Consider the following 17,734-nt stretch of genomic DNA (forward strand, 5'->3'; position numbering starts at 1 on the left):
CGTACTCCTGTCGGTGGATGCGAATCGGGGTTCAGGCGGCGTGCTCGCGCAGCGACCGGGGGCGCATGTCGATCCAGACCTTCTCGATGTGGTCCAGGCACTCCTGCTTGCGGCCCGTGACGCCGACGCCGGCCCAGCCGGGCGGCACGGGCCGGTCGGCGAACCAGATGGAGTACTGCTCCTCGTCGTTCACGACGACCTGGAAGACGGTCTCGGGGTCATCGATGCCCATGGGGATCTCCTAAAGGGGGGATGGAAAGGCCCGGCTCAGCCGAGCCGGCGGAGCAACTGGTCGATGTCGGCGTCGGACAGTCCGGCGAGCTCGCCGTACGCGGCGGACGATGCGTCGGCGGACGCGCGGGCGCGCTCCTCCTCCAGCTCCGCGACGGCCTCGGCGAGGCCGGCCACGGTCGCCCTGCGGAAGAAGTCGCGCACCGGGACGAGCACGCCGAGCTGGTCCCGCACCCGGCCGATGACCTTGGCGGCGAGCACGGAGTGCCCGCCCAGGGCGAAGAAGTCGGCGTGGACGCCGAACTCCGGCACCGGCAGCACGTCCCGGAAGACGGAGATGATCGTGCGCTCCAGGCGGTTGCGCGGCGGGGTCTCGTCGATGCCCTCCCGCAGCGCGTCGGCGCACATCGCGGTGAGCGCCGCCCGGTCGATCCCGCCGTCCGGCAGCCGGGGCAGCTCGCGCAGAACGCCGAACGCGGCGGGTGTCCCGGGCTCCTCCGATCCCGTACGGACCCGGTCGCGCGCGTTCGCCAGGGCCTCCCGCACGGTGGCCACCAGGGCCTCGCGCGTCCGGGGCGTGGCGGCCGCCTGCGCGTCCACGGGCACCAGCCAGCCGACGAGCCGCGGCCCGGCCCCGGTCTCGCCGGGTACGACCGCGGCCTCGCGCACCCCCTCGACCTCGGCCAGCCGCTTCTCGATCCGGTCCGGCCGTACGACGTGGTCGCCCAGGACCAGGCGGCCGTCGGCGTAGCCCGCGAAGCGCAGCTCACCGGAGGGGGTGCACCGGTAGCGCTCGCCGGTCGCCACCGCGTCCGCACCCACCGCGTCCGCACCCACCACGGCGCTGTCCACCACGGCGGGACCGGACAGCCACAGCTCGCCGACGACGCCCGGGGGCACCGGCTCGCCCGTCTCGTCCAGCAGTCGCCGGACGGTCCCGGCGAGCGGCGGGCCGGACACCTCCCCCAGGGGAGACAGGCTCACCGGAGCCGCCGACAGCGGCGTCCGCCTACCGAGGAAGACTGGGTTCCCGGTGCGGCCGAGCGCCTCGGCCAGGTCGTCGGAGACGAAGGGACCCACGCAGACCAGCCGGGCGTCCGGCGGCGGCACATAGCCCTCGGTCAGCAGCCGGCGCCAGACCTGCGGCGCGGCGACCACCACGGTGCCGTTCGCGGTCCCGCCTGCCGGTGCGCCCGTGAGGACCAGGCGGGAGCCGGCGGTCAGCGGCGCGAGCAGGTCGGCCAGGTCCACCGGCCCGCCGTCGGAGACGAGGACGACCTCGTCGTCCGGGCCGAGACCCAGCCGCGCGGCCACCGCCGTCGCCGCGGCGGCCAGCGCGCGGTGGGAGAACACGACCGGGTGTCCGTCGCGATCGTCACCGTCCACCTGCCAGGCGGGCGATCCGGCCCGCGCCGAGCCGGAGGGCACCGGGTCGAAGCGGGGGCCGGTGGTGACCAGCCAGTCGTCCGCCGTGAACGTGACGAACGCACCATCACGCGGGTGGCGCGAGCCGTACGTGAGGACCGCGCCCGTCTCGAAGACCGCCAGCGCAGCGACGACGAGCGCCGCCGACGGCAGCGGCGGCGTCGCGACGACGACGCCCGGCCCGACGCCCTCGGCCCGCAGCCGCGCCGCGAGGCTGGCAGCGGCCGTACGCAGGTCGGCGTGGCTCATCTCGGCGTCGGCGGCGCGGACCGTGCGGGACCGGCCGGAAGATCGGTCGGCGAGCAGGTCGAGGAGAGTGCCGTCCGGCAGCACGGGAGTCTCCTCGCGCGACCGGCGCTCGGCGAGCGCGCGCTCCCCGGCGTCCGCGCGTGGGAGCGCGCCCCAGCGTACGCCGGGGTCGCGGCGGACCTCGGCCAGCACCGCGCGGTAGACGTCCAGCAGCAGCCGCGCCGTGTCCGGGTCGTACAGGTCGCGGTCGTAGTCGAGCCGCAGCCGCAGGCCGTCGGCGTCCGGCAGGACCGTCAGCCACAGGTCGAACTTCGCCGACGTGACGGCGAGGTCGACCGGGACCATGGTCAGCTCGGGCAGCCGCGCGAGGACGCCGGGCGTGTTCTGCATGGAGAACATCACGTCGAACACCGGGTTGCGGTCGATCGCCCGCGGCAGGCGCAGCTCCTCCACCAGCCGGTCGAACGGCATCTCCTGGTGGGAGAAGGCCTCCACGCAGGTGTCGCGTACGGCGCGCACGGCGTCGCCGAACCCGGCGCCCTCCGGCAGGCGGGTGCGCAGCACGAGCGGGTTGGCGAAGAACCCGATGACGTCCTCGGCGTCGGGGTGGTGCCGCCCGGCCACCGGGGTGCCGACCGCGACGTCCGGCTGCCCCGTGACACGGGCGAGGGTCACCGCGAACGCGGCGAGCAGGACCATGAACGGGGTCGCCTCACAGCCCCTGCCGAGGGCGTCGAGGGCCGCCGCCTCGCCGGCGGGCAGCGTCTCCTCCAGCCGGCCCGCGGCCATGCGCCGCTGGGCCTGGCGGGGGTGGTCGACGGGCAGGGGGAGCGGCCGGACCCCCGCCAGCGTTCCGCACCAGTGCGCGACCAGGTCGCGCAGCGGCTCGCCGGCGAGGGAGTCCTCCCGCCAGGCGATGTAGTCGGCGTACTGGATGGGCAGCTCGGGAAGCGGGCCCTCGCCGTCGAGCAGGCGGCGGTAGCTTTCGGCGAGGTCGCGGTAGAAGACCTCGATCGACCAGCCGTCGCAGCAGATGTGGTGGATGACCACGATCAGGGTGTGCCGGTCGGCGGCCTCCCGCACCAGCAGCACCCGCAGCAGCGGCGGCTCGTCCAGCACGAACGGCAGGCCGGCCTGCTCCTCGGCCGCGCGCTGCACGTACTGCTCGGCGGCCTCGGGATCGAGGTGCGAGCAGTCGACCGTGGGCAGCGCCACCAGCGTCTCCACCGCGACGACCTGACGGGGGTCGCCGTCGACCACCCCGACCCCCGCGCGGAGGCTCTCGTGCCGGGCGACCACCTGGTTCAGCGCCCGCTGGAGCAGCACCGGGTCGAGCCGGCCGGTGAGCCGCACCGCGCTGGTGACGTTGTACGCGGCGTTGGCGGCGGGGTCCCACTGACACAGGAACCACAGCTGCCGCTGGGACGGCGCGGCGGGCAGGATCATCATGTCGCCGTAGTCGCGTTCGGGGCCGCTGCCGACCGCGCCGACGTAGGACGAGCTCGTCATCGTTCGATTCCCCCGATGTCCCCGGTTTCCCTGGCAGGCGTCGTCGTGGTCAGGGCGTCCTCGATGAGGCGGACGATCCGGCCCTCGTGCTCCCGGACGAAGAAGTGGCCGCCGTCGAACGTCGTCACGCGGCACTCCCCGGACGTCAGTTCCGCCCACGCGCCGCCGGCGGCGACATCCACCTCGTCGTCGCGGCCGTGCAGGACGTGGACCGGCACCGGCAGCGGCGCGAGCGGCCGGAAGCGGTAGTTCTCTGCCACCGCCAGGTCGGCGCGGATCGTCGGCAGCATCAGGTCGATCAGCTCCGGATAGGCCAGCACCTCGGCGTCGAGGCCCTGGCCCTGGTGGAGCCACGCCACGAGCTCGTCGCGCGGCAGGTCGTGCGCGGGGTCGAACCGCACCAGGTGGGGCGCCTCCAGGCCCGCGACGAACAGCCCGGCGGGCAGCGGCAGGCCGGCGTCGCGGATCCGCCGGGTCAGCTCGAAGGCCACCAGCGCGCCCATGCTGTGGCCGAAGAACGCGTAACGCCGCCCGGTGAGCGGGGTGACGGCGGTGAGCAGGGCGGCGGTCAGCCGGTCGAGGTCCGGGATCGCCGGCTCGCTGAGGCGCACCTCCCGGCCCGGCAGGCACGCGGCGGTGACGCGCAGGCTCCGGGTGTGGCGCTGCCACCCCCGGAACACCGACCCGCTGCCTCCGGCGTGCGGAAAGCACACGAGTTCGCACGCCGGATCCGGCACATCGGCGAACGAGGCCAACCAGCATGATCTCATGCGGGCCATGCACACCTCCGTGGAAATATCGGATCCCGCCGCGGGTAATTCGTGAATTCATGGCACAGCTTTACCGCGGGATCCGTCAAGAATTCGTTCGGAAACTGAGAGAACGCCGGTAGACGCCTGAGAACCGGGCGAGAGCGGGCCTTCTTACATTCTGATCGCCGCCTCGTCGGTAATGCCGCGCCGGGCTCCGCCCGCCGCAGTCACCACGCGAAGGAGCCCCAGCGATGCCCACTCCGGCCAATCGCACGCTCGCCCACGTCCTGGCCGACCACGCCGCGGGACGCCCCGGCCAGGTGGCGTACGAGTACCTGCACGACGACGGCCGCGTCGACGCGATGACCTACGGTGAGCTGTGGCGGCGGGCCTGCGGCCTCGCCGGGCGGCTGCCCAAGGAGGGGCCGGCGCTGCTGCTGTATCCGCCCGGCCTCGACCTCGTGGCCGCCGTCTGGGCCTGTTTCCTGGCCGGGGTGCCCGCGGTGCCGACGTATCCGCCGCTGATGGGCGCGGCCGACCGGATCGCGCAGCGCTTCGCCCGGATCCTCGCCGACTCCGGCGCGACGTCGCTGCTGGCCGACCCGGCGATCCTGGCGCTCATCCCCGTGGGCGGCGTGCCGCTGCCACCGGTGATCTCGGAGGCGGGCGAGCCGGTGGAGCCGGAGGCCCTGCCGCGGCCGCACGACGTGGCGCTGGTGCAGTACACCTCCGGCAGCACCGGGCAGCCGAAGGGCGTCGTCCTCGACCACGCCAATCTCGTCGCGAATATCCGGGCGATCAGCGACGTGTTTCGCGTCGATCGGGACATCCGGGTTATCTCATGGCTTCCGCCGTACCACGACATGGGTCTGATCGGTTGCATTCTGACGCCCGGGTACGGCGGATTTCCGGTCCGGCTGATGTCGCCCGTGCATTTTCTCCGGCAACCGCTCGACTGGTTGCGGCAGATCTCGGAAATGGGGGTAACGCACACCGGCGGGCCGAATTTCGCCTACGACCTGTGTGTGCGCCGCGCCCGCGGCGCCGACCTGTCCGGGCTGGACCTGAGCCGGTGGCGGCTCGCGTTCAACGGCGCGGAGCCGATCCGCCCGGGCACGCTGCGGGCCTTCGCCGAGCGTTTCGCCGGCAACGGGTTCCGGCCGGAGGCGTTCCTGCCCTGCTACGGACTGGCGGAGGCCACCCTGATCGTCACCGGGCGGCACTTCTCGCCCGGGGACGGCGTCGGCGAGGACGGACGGGTGGACTGCGGCCCGGCCGTCGACGGGCACTCCGTGGTGGTCGTGGACGACGGCGCCCCGGCGGCGGACGGGGAGAACGGCGAGATCTGGGTCCGGGGGCCGAGCGTCTGCCGCGGCTACTGGAACGACTCCGACGACCGGTCGTTCGGCGAACTCGGCGGCGAGCGCTACCTGCGCACCGGCGATCTGGGCTACCTGCGAGACGGGCACCTGTTCGTCACCGGCCGGTCCAAGGACGTGCTCATCCAGAGCGGCGTGAACTTCCACGCCCACGACCTGGAGTCGGCCGCGGTCGACGGGCACCCCGCGTTGCGGCCGACGGCGGCGGCGTTCATGGTGGAGCGCGCGGAGGGCGAACAGATCGTGCTGGCCGTCGAACTCGCCCGGGCCGGGGTGGACGTCGACCGGGCCACGATCGCCGCCGACCTCAGGACCAGGGTGCTGGCCGCCACCGGCGCCCGGGTGGACATCGTCGTGGTCTGCCCGCCCGGCGCCATTCCCCGTACGACGAGCGGCAAGGTCCAGCGCTCGCTGGCCCGCACCCGGTATGCGGCCGGCGAGCTCAGGGGAGAGGTCATCGGTGACCGCGCGGCGCCCGTGGAGCGGTTCCTCGCCGGTGTGTTCGCGGCGGTGTGCGACGTGGGCGAGTGCGCGCCGACGCAGAACCTGAGCAGCATCGGCGGTGACTCCGTCCGGGTCGCCGAGATCGCGGCGATCCTGGAGGACGCGCTCGCGCTGCCCGTGCCGATCGAGGTCGTGCTGTCGGCCCAGTCGCCCCGCGAGGTCACGGCCCGGCTCATGGCCGGCTGGCGCGAACAGGGTGTTTCCGGCGCCCAGGTCGCGGCCCGGATCGCGGCACTGACCGAGGCCGGTGGGTCGCGGTGAGCGAGCACGCCGTAGGACGCGACCTGGTCCGGCGCTGGCGCGACCGGGCGGCCGTGTCCGCCGCCGTGCCCGCCGCCGTGTCCGCCGTGTCCGCCGCCGGCACCGACGCCGGTGAGGGGGCGGTCAGCCCCGCGCAGACGGGGCTGCTGCTCTTCGAGCAGCTTCACCCGGGCACCGCGGTGAACATCCTGTCGTTCGTGGCCTCCGTGGCCGGGCCGGTCGACCGCGGCCGCCTGCGGTCGGCGCTCGCCCGGATGGCCGTGCGCCACCCGCTGCTGCGCGCCCGGTTCCCCCGCGAGGAGCCGCCGAGATGCGTCGTCGATCCCGCCGTCCGTCCCGCTGTCGATCCCACAGCCGATCCCACAGCCGATCCCACAGCCGATCCCACAGCCGATCCCGCTGCCGATCCCGCTGCCGATCCCGCTGCCGATCCTGACGTCGATCCCGGCGTCGATCCCGCGGTCGATTCCGTCACCGGGCCGTACGCGGGGCCCTACGCGGGGCCGGAGCCCGAGTTCGCCGACCTCGCACACCTGCCGGAAGGCGAACGGCGGGAGGCGGCACTGGCCCGGGCCGGGGAGTTCGCCGCCAGGCCGATGGACCCGGCCACCGGCCCGCTGTGGCGGGTCGCCGTGTGGTCGCTCGGTCCTGATGAAACGCTCCTGCAGGTCGTGGCCCATCACCTCATCTGCGACGGCTGGTCGCTGGGCGTGTTCCTCGCCGAGCTGACCACCCTCTATTCCGGGGGAACCCTGCCCGGCGCGGCCACCCCGTCCACCGGGGGCACGCCCGTCACCGAGGCGGACCTCGCCTACTGGCGCGAGCGGCTGTGCGACGCGCCTCCGCTCGACCTCCCGGCCGACCTGCCACGCCCCGTCCGGCCGCGCTTCCGCTCGGCCGCCGTCCCGGTGTCGCTCGACGCGGCCACCGTACGGCACGCCCTGGAAGCCGCCGAGCGCGAGCGGGTCACCCCGTTCATGGTCTTGCTCGCCGCCCTGCACCTGACGCTGGCGAGGACGACCGGGGAGCCCGACGTGACTATCGGGGCGCCGATCGCGACCGGCGAACGGCACCGCGCCCCGGGAGCCATCGCCCCGCTGGTCAACATGCTCGCGCTGCGCACCGACAGCACCGGCGCCGCTACCGGCCGCGACCTCCTGACGGCTGTACGCGACACCTGCCTCGGCGCGTACGCGCACGCGCACGTCCCCCTGGAGACGGTCGCGGCGGAGGCGCGGACCGGCGGCGACCGGCTGTTCCGGGTGATGTGCGTCCTCCAGGACGGCCTGCCCGAGTTCCACCTGGACGGACGGCCCGTGCGGCCGCTGACGATGGCGCCCGCCGCGATCCAGTACGACGTCGAGATGTACCTGTGGCAGACGGGCGACCGGGTCACCGGGTTCCTCGGCTACGACGCCGACCTGTTCGACGCCGAGACCGCCCGGCTGCTCGCCGGCCGCTTCGGCGTCGCGCTGCGTGCGCTGACCGAAGACCTGGACAGGCCTCTGGCGGAACTCGACGTGCTGGGCGAGGCCGAGAGGTCCGTCCTGGGTGCGTTGGGTGACGGTGGTCCCCCTTCTCGTGATGACCGGTGTGTGCATCGGTTGGTTGAGGGGGTGGTGGATCGGTGTCCGGATGAGGTGGCGGTGCGTGCGGTTGACGGGGTGGTGCGGTATCGGGAGTTGGATGAGCGGGCTGAGCGGTTGGCCCGTCGTTTGGTGGGGTTGGGTGCGCGGGCTGGGGTGTTGGTGGGGGTGTGTCTGCCGCGGTCGAGTGATCTGATCGTGGCGTTGCTGGCGGTGTTGAAGACGGGTGCGGCGTATGTGCCGATCGATCCGGGGTATCCGCCGGAGCGGGTGGCCTACCTGCTGGATGACAGCAATGCGGCGGTGCTGGTGACCACTCCCGAGCACAACCCGCTGGCCGGCTCGGCGGGCTCGCCCGGAGTGCAAGTGGTCGACGTTCGCGCGGTGCTCGGAGCAGCCGGGGGTGGGTTCCAGGGCCGGTTGGGTGTGGAGGTGGGTCCTGGGGATGCGGCGTATGTGATTTATACGTCGGGGTCGACGGGGCGGCCGAAGGGTGTGGTGATCGAGCATCGGCAGGCGGTGGCGATGCTGGCCTGGGCGGGGGAGACGTTCGGGCGGGGGGTGTTGGCGGAGACGTTGGCGTCGACGAGTGTGTGTTTCGACTTGTCGGTGTTTGAGATTTTCGCGCCGTTGTCGGTGGGGGCGCGGTCACGCTGGCGGCGGGGAACGCGCTGGATCTGATCGAGGATCGGGTGGGGTTCGGTCATGTGACGTTGGTGAACACGGTGCCGTCGGCGGCGGCGGAGTTGCTGGCGGCTGGGGCGATCCCGCCGCGGGCGGCGACGGTCAATTTGGCGGGGGAGCCGTTGCCGGTGGAGTTGGTGCGGGGGTTGTACCGGGATCCGGCGGTGGAAACGGTCAACAACCTGTACGGGCCGACCGAGGACACCACGTACTCCACCCACGCCGTCACCGACCCCGAAGATGAGCGGACGCCGCTGGGCCGGGCACTTCCGGGGTCGCGGGTGCATCTGCTGGACGGCGAGTTGCGGCCGGTGCCGCTGGGCGCGATCGGCGAGGTGTATCTGTCCGGCCAGGGCGTGACACGGGGGTACCACCAGCGGCCGGGACTGACCGCCGAACGCTACCTCCCCCTCCCCGACAGCCAAGGCGACCATGGCGGTCACGGCGGCGCCCATGCCCTCACCGACAGCCACGGTGACAACGGCAGCGACCAGGGCGGGGGTGGGCGGTTGTATCGGACGGGGGATCTGGCCCGTTGGCGCCCGCGCAGTACACCGGATGGCGGGGTGGAGTTCTTCCTGGACTATCACGGCCGGGTGGATCATCAGGTGAAGCTGCGGGGGTTCCGGATCGAGCCGGGCGAGGTGGAACACGCCCTGCTGCAGCATCCCGCTGTGTCCGAGGCCGTCGTCACCGTCCACGGTGATCACCTGATCGCCCACATCGCCACCAGGAACGCCCCCAACCACCAGGCCCACCCGGAGAGTGAAGACCGCCATCATCTCGGCCAGCCCGGCCACGCCAATCACACGCAGGGTGACGAGTCAGTCCACGGCGAGCGCAGTGACCACGTCGGTATGCAGGACGTGAACGGTGATCGGCGTGACCAGGAGCATGGTAGCCGTCCTGTCGTTGCGGCGGATCACGGTGACCTCGCCCTGAGCGACGAGGATTGCGAGCAGATCCTGCTTCGGTATCTGCGGGGGTGTCTGCCGCAGCATCTGGTGCCCGCTCGCGTCGTGGTGATGGACGCCCTGCCGCGTACCCCCAACGGGAAGATCGACCGCAGGGCGCTACCCGAGCCGGCCTTGGTGCCCGGCACCAGTGAGGTGGAGCCTCCCAGCACTGAGGCGCAGCATCTGGTGGCGGAGTTGTTCGCCGGGCTGCTGGGCCGGCCGGTCACGAGCATTCGCGACGACTTCTTCGGCCTGGGTGGGCATTCGCTGCTGGCGACGCGGTTGGTGCATCGGTTGTCGGAGGCGCTGGGTGTGGTGGTGCCGCTTCGGCTGGTGTTCGATCATCCGACTGTCGCCGATCTGGCTGAGCGGTTGCCGGGTCTGGGTGGCGGTGCGGTGGCGGCGATTCCGGTGGGTCGTCATCCGGCTGGTGAGCATGTGCATCCGGCGACGGCGAATCAGCAGCGGTTGTGGTTCTTGTGTCATCTGCATCCGGACACCAATCTGGCGTATCACATCACCGGCGCGGCGACCGTGCGCGGGCCGCTCGACCGCGACGTGCTGCGTACCGCCCTCGCCCACACCGTCCGGCGCCACGAAAGCCTGCGCACCACCCTGCGGATGACGGAGGGGGAACTCGTACAGGTCGTACACGACGAGTGGGATTGGGAGCCGCCGCTCGCCGCCGTACCCGACCTGGCGGAAACCCTGGAGCAGTGGCGAACCTCGACGGTGGACCTTGAATGTGGCCCGCTGTTCCGGGCGCGGGTGGTGCGTGTCTCGGACGACGAGCACGTGCTGCTGCTGTCTCTCCACCATGTCATCGCGGACGGCTGGTCCCTCACCGTGCTGTTTCGCGAGATCGCCGCGCACTATCAGGCCGTCTGCGCGGGTGACCCCTTGCCGCAGGACGCCCCTCTTCAGTACGGCGACTACGCCCAGTGGAAGCTCGACACTCCGGCCGGTGACTCCGAACTCGATTTCTGGCGTGGATATCTCGCCGGCGCGCAGACGCTCGACCTGCCCACCGACAAGCCGCGCCCGCCGTACGAGACGCATCGCGGGGACGCCGTTCCGCTCTCCCTGCCCGCGCGGACCGTCGAGCGCCTCGCACGGGAAAGCGGTACGACGACCTTCACGGTGGTCACAACCGCGTTGACGCTGCTGCTCGCCAAACTCGCCGGTCAGGACGACGTCACCATCGGCATCCCGTCCTCCGGTCGTACGCACCCGGGCACCGCCGACATGATCGGCTTCCTGGCGAACACCCTTCCCCTGCGCTCCGTGACCCGCCCCGGCATGACGCTCGCCGAGGCGTTGAGTGCGACCCACGCGAACCTTCTGGAGGTCCAGCTTCACGGCGACACCCCGTTCGAGCGGATCGTCCAGCATGTACGGCCCGAACGTGACTTCAGCCGCAGCCCGTTCTTCCAGGTCATGCTCGCGCTGGACAGCTCGCCTCAGCGGACGCTGGAGCTTCCCGGCCTGCGCTTCACCCGGGTCGACATGGCGCCCGCCGGTACGCAGTTCGAGTTGTCGGTGCATCTGGAGCAGTCGGTGGAGGGGTTGGGTGGGTTCCTGACCTTCAACACGGATCTGTTCGATGCTCGGTCGGCGTGTTTGCTGGCGGAGCGGTTGGCGGTGGTGATTGAGGCGCTGGCCGCCGACCCGGAGGTGCGGGTCGCGGATCTCGATGTGCGTACGGCGGGGGAGAAGGCCGTCCTGGGTGCGTTGGGTGATGGTGGTCCGCTTGCTGGTGTAGACGGCTGTGTGCACGGTCTGGTCGAGAGGGTCGTGGATCGGTGGCCGGATGCGGTGGCGGTGCGTGCGGTTGACGGGGTGGTGCGGTATCGGGAGTTGGATGAGCGGGCTGAGCGGTTGGCGCGTCATCTGGTGGGGTTGGGTGCGCGGGCTGGGGTGTTGGTGGGGGTGTGTCTGCCGCGGTCGAGTGATTTGATCGTGGCGTTGCTGGCGGTGTTGAAGACGGGTGCGGCGTATGTGCCGATCGATCCGGGGTATCCGCCGGAGCGGGTGGCCTACCTGCTGGATGACAGCAATGCGGCGGTGCTGGTGACCACTCCCGAGCACAACCCGCTGGCCGGCTCGGCGGGTTCGGCCGGGGTGCGGGTCGTCGACGTCCGCATGCTGCTGGGTCCGCTCGACGCCGAGGATCCGGTGGATTCGGTGGGCTCGTCTGTTCCTGCTCCTGCTCCTGCTCCTGTTCCTGGGCCTGGTCGGTTGGGTGTGGTGGTGCGTCCTGGGGATGCGGCGTATGTGATTTATACGTCGGGGTCGACGGGGCGGCCGAAGGGTGTGGTGATCGAGCATCGGCAGGCGGTGGCGATGCTGGCCTGGGCGGGGGAGACGTTCGGGCGGGGGGTGTTGGCGGAGACGTTGGCGTCGACGAGTGTGTGTTTCGACTTGTCGGTGTTTGAGATTTTCGCGCCGTTGTCGGTGGGGGGCGCGGTCACGCTGGCGGCGGGGAACGCGCTGGATCTGATCGAGGATCGGGTGGGGTTCGGTCATGTGACGTTGGTGAACACGGTGCCGTCGGCGGCGGCGGAGTTGCTGGCGGCTGGGGCGATCCCGCCGCGGGCGGCGACGGTCAATCTGGCGGGGGAGCCGTTGCCGGTGGAGTTGGTGCGGGGTTTGTACCGGGATCCGGCGGTGGGGACGGTCAACAACCTGTACGGGCCGACCGAGGACACCACGTACTCCACCCACGCGATCACTCATCCCGAAGATGAGCGGACGCCGCTGGGCCGGGCCCTGCCGGGGTCGCGGGTGCATCTGCTGGACGGCGAGTTGCGGCCGGTGCCGCTGGGCGCGATCGGCGAGGTGTATCTGTCCGGCCAGGGCGTCACGCGGGGGTACCACCAGCGGCCGGGGCTGACCGCCGAACGCTATCTCCCCCTCCCCGACAGCCAAGGCGACCATGGCGGTCACGGCGGCGCCCATGCCCTCACCGAGAGCCACGGTGACAACGGCAGCGACCAGGGCGGGGGTGGGCGGTTGTATCGGACGGGGGATCTGGCCCGTTGGCGCCCGCGCAGTAAACCGGATGGTGGGGTGGAGTTCTTCCTGGACTATCACGGCCGGGTGGATCATCAGGTGAAGCTGCGGGGGTTCCGGATCGAGCCGGGCGAGGTGGAACACGCCCTGCTCCAGCACCCCGCCGTGTCCGAGGCGGTCGTCACCGTCCACGGTGATCACCTGATCGCCCACATCGCCACCACAACCAACCACGCTCACCGGGAAGAGTGTGGGGAGGATGATGAGCAGGTCCTTCTCCGGTATCTGCGGGGGTGTCTGCCGCAGCATCTGGTGCCTGCTCGCGTCGTGGTGATGGACGCCCTGCCGCGTACCCCCAACGGGAAGATCGACCGCAGGGCGTTACCCGAGCCGTCACTCACGGCCGCCGGGGCCGGTGAGGTGGAGCCTCCCAGCACCGAGGCGCAGCACCTGGTGGCGGAATTGTTCGCCGGGCTGCTGGGCCGGCCGGTCACGAGCATTCGCGACGACTTCTTCAGCTTGGGTGGGCATTCGCTGTTGGCGACGCGGTTGGTGCATCGGTTGTCGGAGGCGCTGGGTGTGGTGGTGCCGCTCCGGCTGGTGTTCGATCATCCGACTGTCGCCGAGCTGGCCGAGCAGCTGCCGGGAGGTGCGGCCGGTGCGGTGGGCGGGGTGGCGGCGATTCCGGTGGGTCGTCATCCGGCTGGTGAGCATGTTCATCCGGCGACGGCGAATCAGCAGCGGTTGTGGTTCTTGTGTCATCTGCACCCGGACACCAATCTGGCGTATCACATCACCGGTGCGGCGACCGTGCGCGGGCCGCTCGACCGTGACGTGCTGCGCACCGCCCTCACCCACACCGTCCGGCGCCACGAAAGCCTGCGCACCACCCTCCGTGAGGAGAACGAGGAACTCGTACAGGTGGTGTCCGCGGAACCGGTCGCCGAGCTGGAGGAGGTGACCGCGTCCGACTGGGCCCCGGTGCTCGACGAGGTGGCCTCCCGTCCGCTCGACCTGGCCGCCGGGCCGCTCATGCGTGCGGTCCTGGTCAGGGTGTCGGAGGAGGAGCATGTGCTGCTCCTGAGCCTGCATCACCTCATCTGCGACGGCTGGTCGCTCGACCTGCTGCTCCGTGAGATCACCGGCCACTACGCCAGGCTGGCCGAAGACCCGGCGGGAAACGAGGCACCTTCACCCGCGCCCGCGCAGTTCGCGGACGTCGAACTGTGGGAGCAACCCGTCACCCACGAGGACGTGGAGTTCTGGCGTGAGCACCTCGCCGGCGCGCGGACGCTCGACCTGCCCACCGACAAGCCGCGCCCGCCGTACCAGACGCACCGCGGGGACGCCGTTCCGCTGTCCCTGCCCGCCGCGACCGTGGCCGCCGTGACCCGGGCGACCGGGGCGAGCACGTTCTCCGTCGTGGCGACGGCGCTGGGTGTGCTCCTGGCCAAGCTCAGCGGCCAGGACGATGTCACCATCGGGTTCGCCGCCTCGGGGCGTACCCGGCCCGAAACCACGGATGTCATCGGCATGCTCGTGACGACCCTGCCCCTGCGGATGCGTCCGGCGCCGGAGACGACCCTCCGTGACGTGCTGGGCGCCACGCACGACTCCGCGCTCGCCGTCCAGCAGCACCAGCACATCGGCTTCGAGCGGCTGATCAACGAGTGCGTACGGGAACGCGACCTCAGCCGCAGCCCCCTCTTCCAGGTCATGCTGTCGATCAACGGCACGCCACCGCAGTACGAGCTCCCCGGGCTCGCGGTCGATCCGGTGCCGGTGCATCCCCGGGCCAGCCAGTTCGAGTTGTCGGTGCATCTGGAGCAGTCGGTGGAGGGGTTGGGCGGGTTCCTGACCTTCAACACGGATCTGTTCGACGCTCGGTCGGCGTGTTTGCTGGCGGAGCGGTTGGCGGTGGTGGTGGAGGCGCTGGCCGCCGACCCCGGGGCGCGGGTCGCGGATCTGGATGTGCGTACGGCGGGGGAGAAGGCCGTCCTGGGTGCGTTGGGTGCTGGTGGTCTGCTTGCTGGTGTAGACGGCTGTGTGCACGGTCTGGTTGAGGGGGTGGTGGATCGGTGGCCGGATGCGGTGGCGGTTCGTGCGGTTGACGGGGTGGTGCGGTATCGGGAGTTGGATGAGCGGGCTGAGTGGTTGGCTCGTCGTCTGGTGGGGTTGGGTGCGCGGGCTGGGGTGTTGGTGGGGGTGTGTCTGCCGCGGTCGAGTGATTTGATCGTGGCGTTGCTGGCGGTGTTGAAGACGGGTGCGGCGTATGTGCCGATCGATCCGGGGTATCCGCCGGAGCGGGTGGCCTATCTGCTGGCCGACAGTAATGCGGCGGTGCTGGTGACCACTCCCGAGCACAACCCGCTGGCCGGCTCGGCCGGCTCGGTGGGCTCGGCCGGGGTGCGGGTGGTCGACGTCGGCGCTGTTCTGGGTCCGCTTGCCGCTGCCGAGGGTTCGGTGGATCCGGTGGGCTCGTCTGCTTCTGGCCATGGTCGGTTGGGTGTGGAGGTGGGTCCTGGGGATGCGGCGTATGTGATTTATACGTCGGGGTCGACGGGGCGGCCGAAGGGTGTGGTGATCGAGCATCGGCAGGCGGTGGCGATGCTGGCCTGGGCGGGGGAGACGTTCGGGCGGGGGGTGTTGGCGGAGACGTTGGCGTCGACGAGTGTGTGTTTCGACTTGTCGGTGTTTGAGATTTTCGCGCCGTTGTCGGTGGGGGCGGCGGTCACGCTGGCGGCGGGGAACGCGCTGGATCTGATCGAGGATCGGGTGGGGTTCGGTCATGTGACGTTGGTGAACACGGTGCCGTCGGCGGCGGCGGAGTTGCTGGCGGCTGGGGCGATCCCGCCGCGGGCGGCGACGGTCAATCTGGCGGGGGAGCCGTTGCCGGTGGAGTTGGTGCGGGGTTTGTACCGGGATCCGGCGGTGGGGACGGTCAACAACCTGTACGGGCCGACCGAGGACACCACGTACTCCACCCACGCGATCACTCATCCCGAAGATGAGCGGACGCCGCTGGGCCGGGCCCTGCCGGGGTCGCGGGTGCATCTGCTGGACGGCGAGTTGCGGCCGGTGCCGCTGGGCGCGATCGGCGAGGTGTATCTGTCCGGCCAGGGCGTCACGCGGGGGTACCACCAGCGGCCGGGGCTGACCGCCGAACGCTATCTCCCCCTCCCCGACAGCCAAGGCGACCATGGCGGTCACGGCGGCGCCCATGCCCTCACCGAGAGCCACGGTGACAACGGCAGCGACCAGGGCGGGGGTGGGCGGTTGTATCGGACGGGGGATCTGGCCCGTTGGCGCCCGCGCAGTAAACCGGATGGTGGGGTGGAGTTCTTCCTGGACTATCACGGCCGGGTGGATCATCAGGTGAAGCTGCGGGGGTTCCGGATCGAGCCGGGCGAGGTGGAACACGCCCTGCTCCAGCACCCCGCCGTGTCCGAGGCGGTCGTCACCGTCCACGGTGATCACCTGATCGCCCACATCGCCACCACAACCAACCACGCTCACCGGGAAGAGTGTGGGGAGGATGATGAGCAGATCCTTCTCCGGTATCTGCGGGGGTGTCTGCCGCAGCACCTGGTGCCCGCTCGCGTCGTGGTGATGGACGCCCTGCCGCGCACCCCCAACGGGAAGATCGACCGGAAGGCGTTACCCGAGCCGTCACTCACGAGCGCCGGGGTCGGCGAGGCCGAGCCTCCCAGCACTGAGGCGCAGCATCTGGTGGCGGAATTGTTCGCCGGACTGCTGGGCCGGCCCGTAACGAACATCCACGACGACTTCTTCAGCCTCGGCGGGCACTCACTGCTGGCCACGCGGCTGGTCAGCCGGCTCAACGCCCTCACCGGAGCGGCGCTCCCGCTGCGGGTGGTCTTCGAGCACCCCACCATCGCGGGACTGGCGGAGTCCCTGCCCGAGCCGGCCAGCGGGCCGGTGCGGCCGGCGGCCATCCCCAGGCTGCGCCGCACACTCGGCCGCACCGGGGCGGCGAGCGGTGCCGCGAGCGACTGAAAGCCCGGGTGACCACTGTGCGTGACACCACTGTGCGTGACGACGAGGCCCCGCCGGGCGGCCGGCACCTGAGCCGTGGAGACGCGAGCTTGAAGACGGGCCGGGGGGAGCCGGAAGAACGGGCGATCAGGCCAGGGCGTACGTCAGGACCACAGGATCGTGCACGCCCAGTGCATTCCGCGGCCGTTCGTGGCCAGCGCCACGTAGTCGCCGAGGCCCAGCTCTCCCGAGGCGTGCAGGTTGCCCAGCTCGAACAGGTGGTCCGCGGCGCCGAAGTGCCCATGCTGCCGGGCGCCCCGGATGTTCGTACGGGACGTCGGCACACCGACCAGATCGGCCTGGTTGGCGATGACACGGGGGTTGTCGTTGAGCAGGAGGAGCCACGCGAGCTCGTCCTCGGTGATGCCCGCCTGCTTGCAGGCGCGGTGGACGGCGCGGGCCGTACGGTCGTTGATCTCGTCCGCGAAGGCGGCCATGCGATCGGTGTCGTACGCGAAGTGCTCCATGATCTGCCAGGCGTCCCGGACCTTGGGAGGCGGTGTGCCGGGCCCGAAGGGATTCGCCCCGCCGCCGTCGTCCATCCGGAAGAAGTCGGCGTAGCGGCCGTCCGTCTCGGCGTACGAGGTGCGCCAGCGCAGCGAGGTGGCGTTGCGGCTGGCCACGGCCGCCGCCGCGCCGTCGGAGAACAGCAACGAGTGGGTGTCCAGGCGGTTCCAGTACGCCTCGGTGGTGCGGTTTGCGCCGATGACCAGCGCCGTGTCGTAGGACAGGTGGGTGGCGAACCGGCCGGCCAGGGTGTCGAAGGCGGTGACGCCGCCCGCGCAGCCCTGGTCGACCAGTACGGCCTCCGCCCAGGAGAGGCCGAGCCGGTGGGCGACCGCGGCCGCCGCGTCCCAGTACAGGTACTCCGCGATGTCTGTGATCGCTAACACCAGGAGGTCGACGTCGCGGGCGGCGACGCCCGCCGCGGCGAGGGCCTGGCCGCCCGCTTCGACGGCGAGATCGGTCAGACCGGTCCCGGGAGCCGCGCGATGGACGAAGTCGTAGCCGTACGCGAGCACACGTGCGACGTCCTCGGTGTAGTCGGCGACCACGTCCTTGACGGGCACCGGCTCGCCCACTTCCGCGGCGAAGGCGATCAGCCCGAACGTCATCAGTCCTCCATCACG

At 71.4% G+C, this 17,734-nt stretch carries 6 protein-coding genes and 1 pseudogene; 3 read left to right on the forward strand and 4 right to left on the reverse strand.

The annotated features are described in order from the left end of the window. Nucleotides 1-31: 31 nt before the first annotated feature. From OG344_RS16810 to OG344_RS16820, 3 genes are read right to left on the reverse strand one after another with little or no spacing between them, the layout of a single operon-like run. Nucleotides 32-232 carry an MbtH family protein gene (locus OG344_RS16810; RefSeq protein WP_150929924.1) on the reverse strand — a complete coding sequence of 67 codons (201 nt, stop codon included), beginning with the start codon at nucleotides 230-232 and terminating at the stop codon, nucleotides 32-34. A 35-nt stretch (nucleotides 233-267) separates the two neighbouring features. Beyond that, entirely contained in the window at nucleotides 268-3,414 is a 3,147-nt protein-coding gene (locus OG344_RS16815) for a condensation domain-containing protein (RefSeq protein WP_405089023.1), read from the reverse strand. After that, on the reverse strand, nucleotides 3,411-4,193 hold the full coding sequence (locus tag OG344_RS16820; protein ID WP_327044224.1) for an alpha/beta fold hydrolase: 783 nt from the start codon (nucleotides 4,191-4,193) through the stop codon (nucleotides 3,411-3,413). The genes OG344_RS16815 and OG344_RS16820 overlap by 4 nt, the downstream gene beginning before the upstream one ends. A 224-nt stretch (nucleotides 4,194-4,417) precedes the next feature. On the opposite strand from OG344_RS16820, the gene OG344_RS16825 reads away from it, so the two are divergent. The 3 genes and pseudogenes from OG344_RS16825 (at nucleotide 4,418) to OG344_RS16835 (ending at nucleotide 16,565) form a co-directional block, all read left to right on the forward strand. Further along, entirely contained in the window at nucleotides 4,418-6,310 is a 1,893-nt protein-coding gene (locus OG344_RS16825; RefSeq protein WP_405089024.1) for an AMP-binding protein, read from the forward strand. Between the two features lie 254 nt (nucleotides 6,311-6,564). After that, a pseudogene (locus OG344_RS16830) lies at nucleotides 6,565-8,894 on the forward strand (AMP-binding protein); the annotation flags it as partial. A gap of 711 nt (nucleotides 8,895-9,605) precedes the next feature. Continuing rightward, complete coding sequence (locus tag OG344_RS16835) at nucleotides 9,606-16,565, forward strand: amino acid adenylation domain-containing protein (protein WP_405089108.1); 6,960 nt, start codon at nucleotides 9,606-9,608, stop codon at nucleotides 16,563-16,565. A 143-nt stretch (nucleotides 16,566-16,708) separates the two neighbouring features. Here the strand turns inward: OG344_RS16835 and OG344_RS16840 are convergent, their stop codons facing one another. Next, the gene (locus OG344_RS16840; RefSeq protein ID WP_405089025.1) at nucleotides 16,709-17,719 is read right to left on the reverse strand and encodes a 3-oxoacyl-[acyl-carrier-protein] synthase III C-terminal domain-containing protein; all 1,011 of its coding nucleotides are present in this window, start codon (nucleotides 17,717-17,719) and stop codon (nucleotides 16,709-16,711) included. Between the last annotated feature and the right edge of the window lie 15 nt (nucleotides 17,720-17,734).

It is taken from the genome of Microbispora sp. NBC_01389 (assembly GCF_045040095.1).
Lineage (GTDB): Bacteria > Actinomycetota > Actinomycetes > Streptosporangiales > Streptosporangiaceae > Microbispora.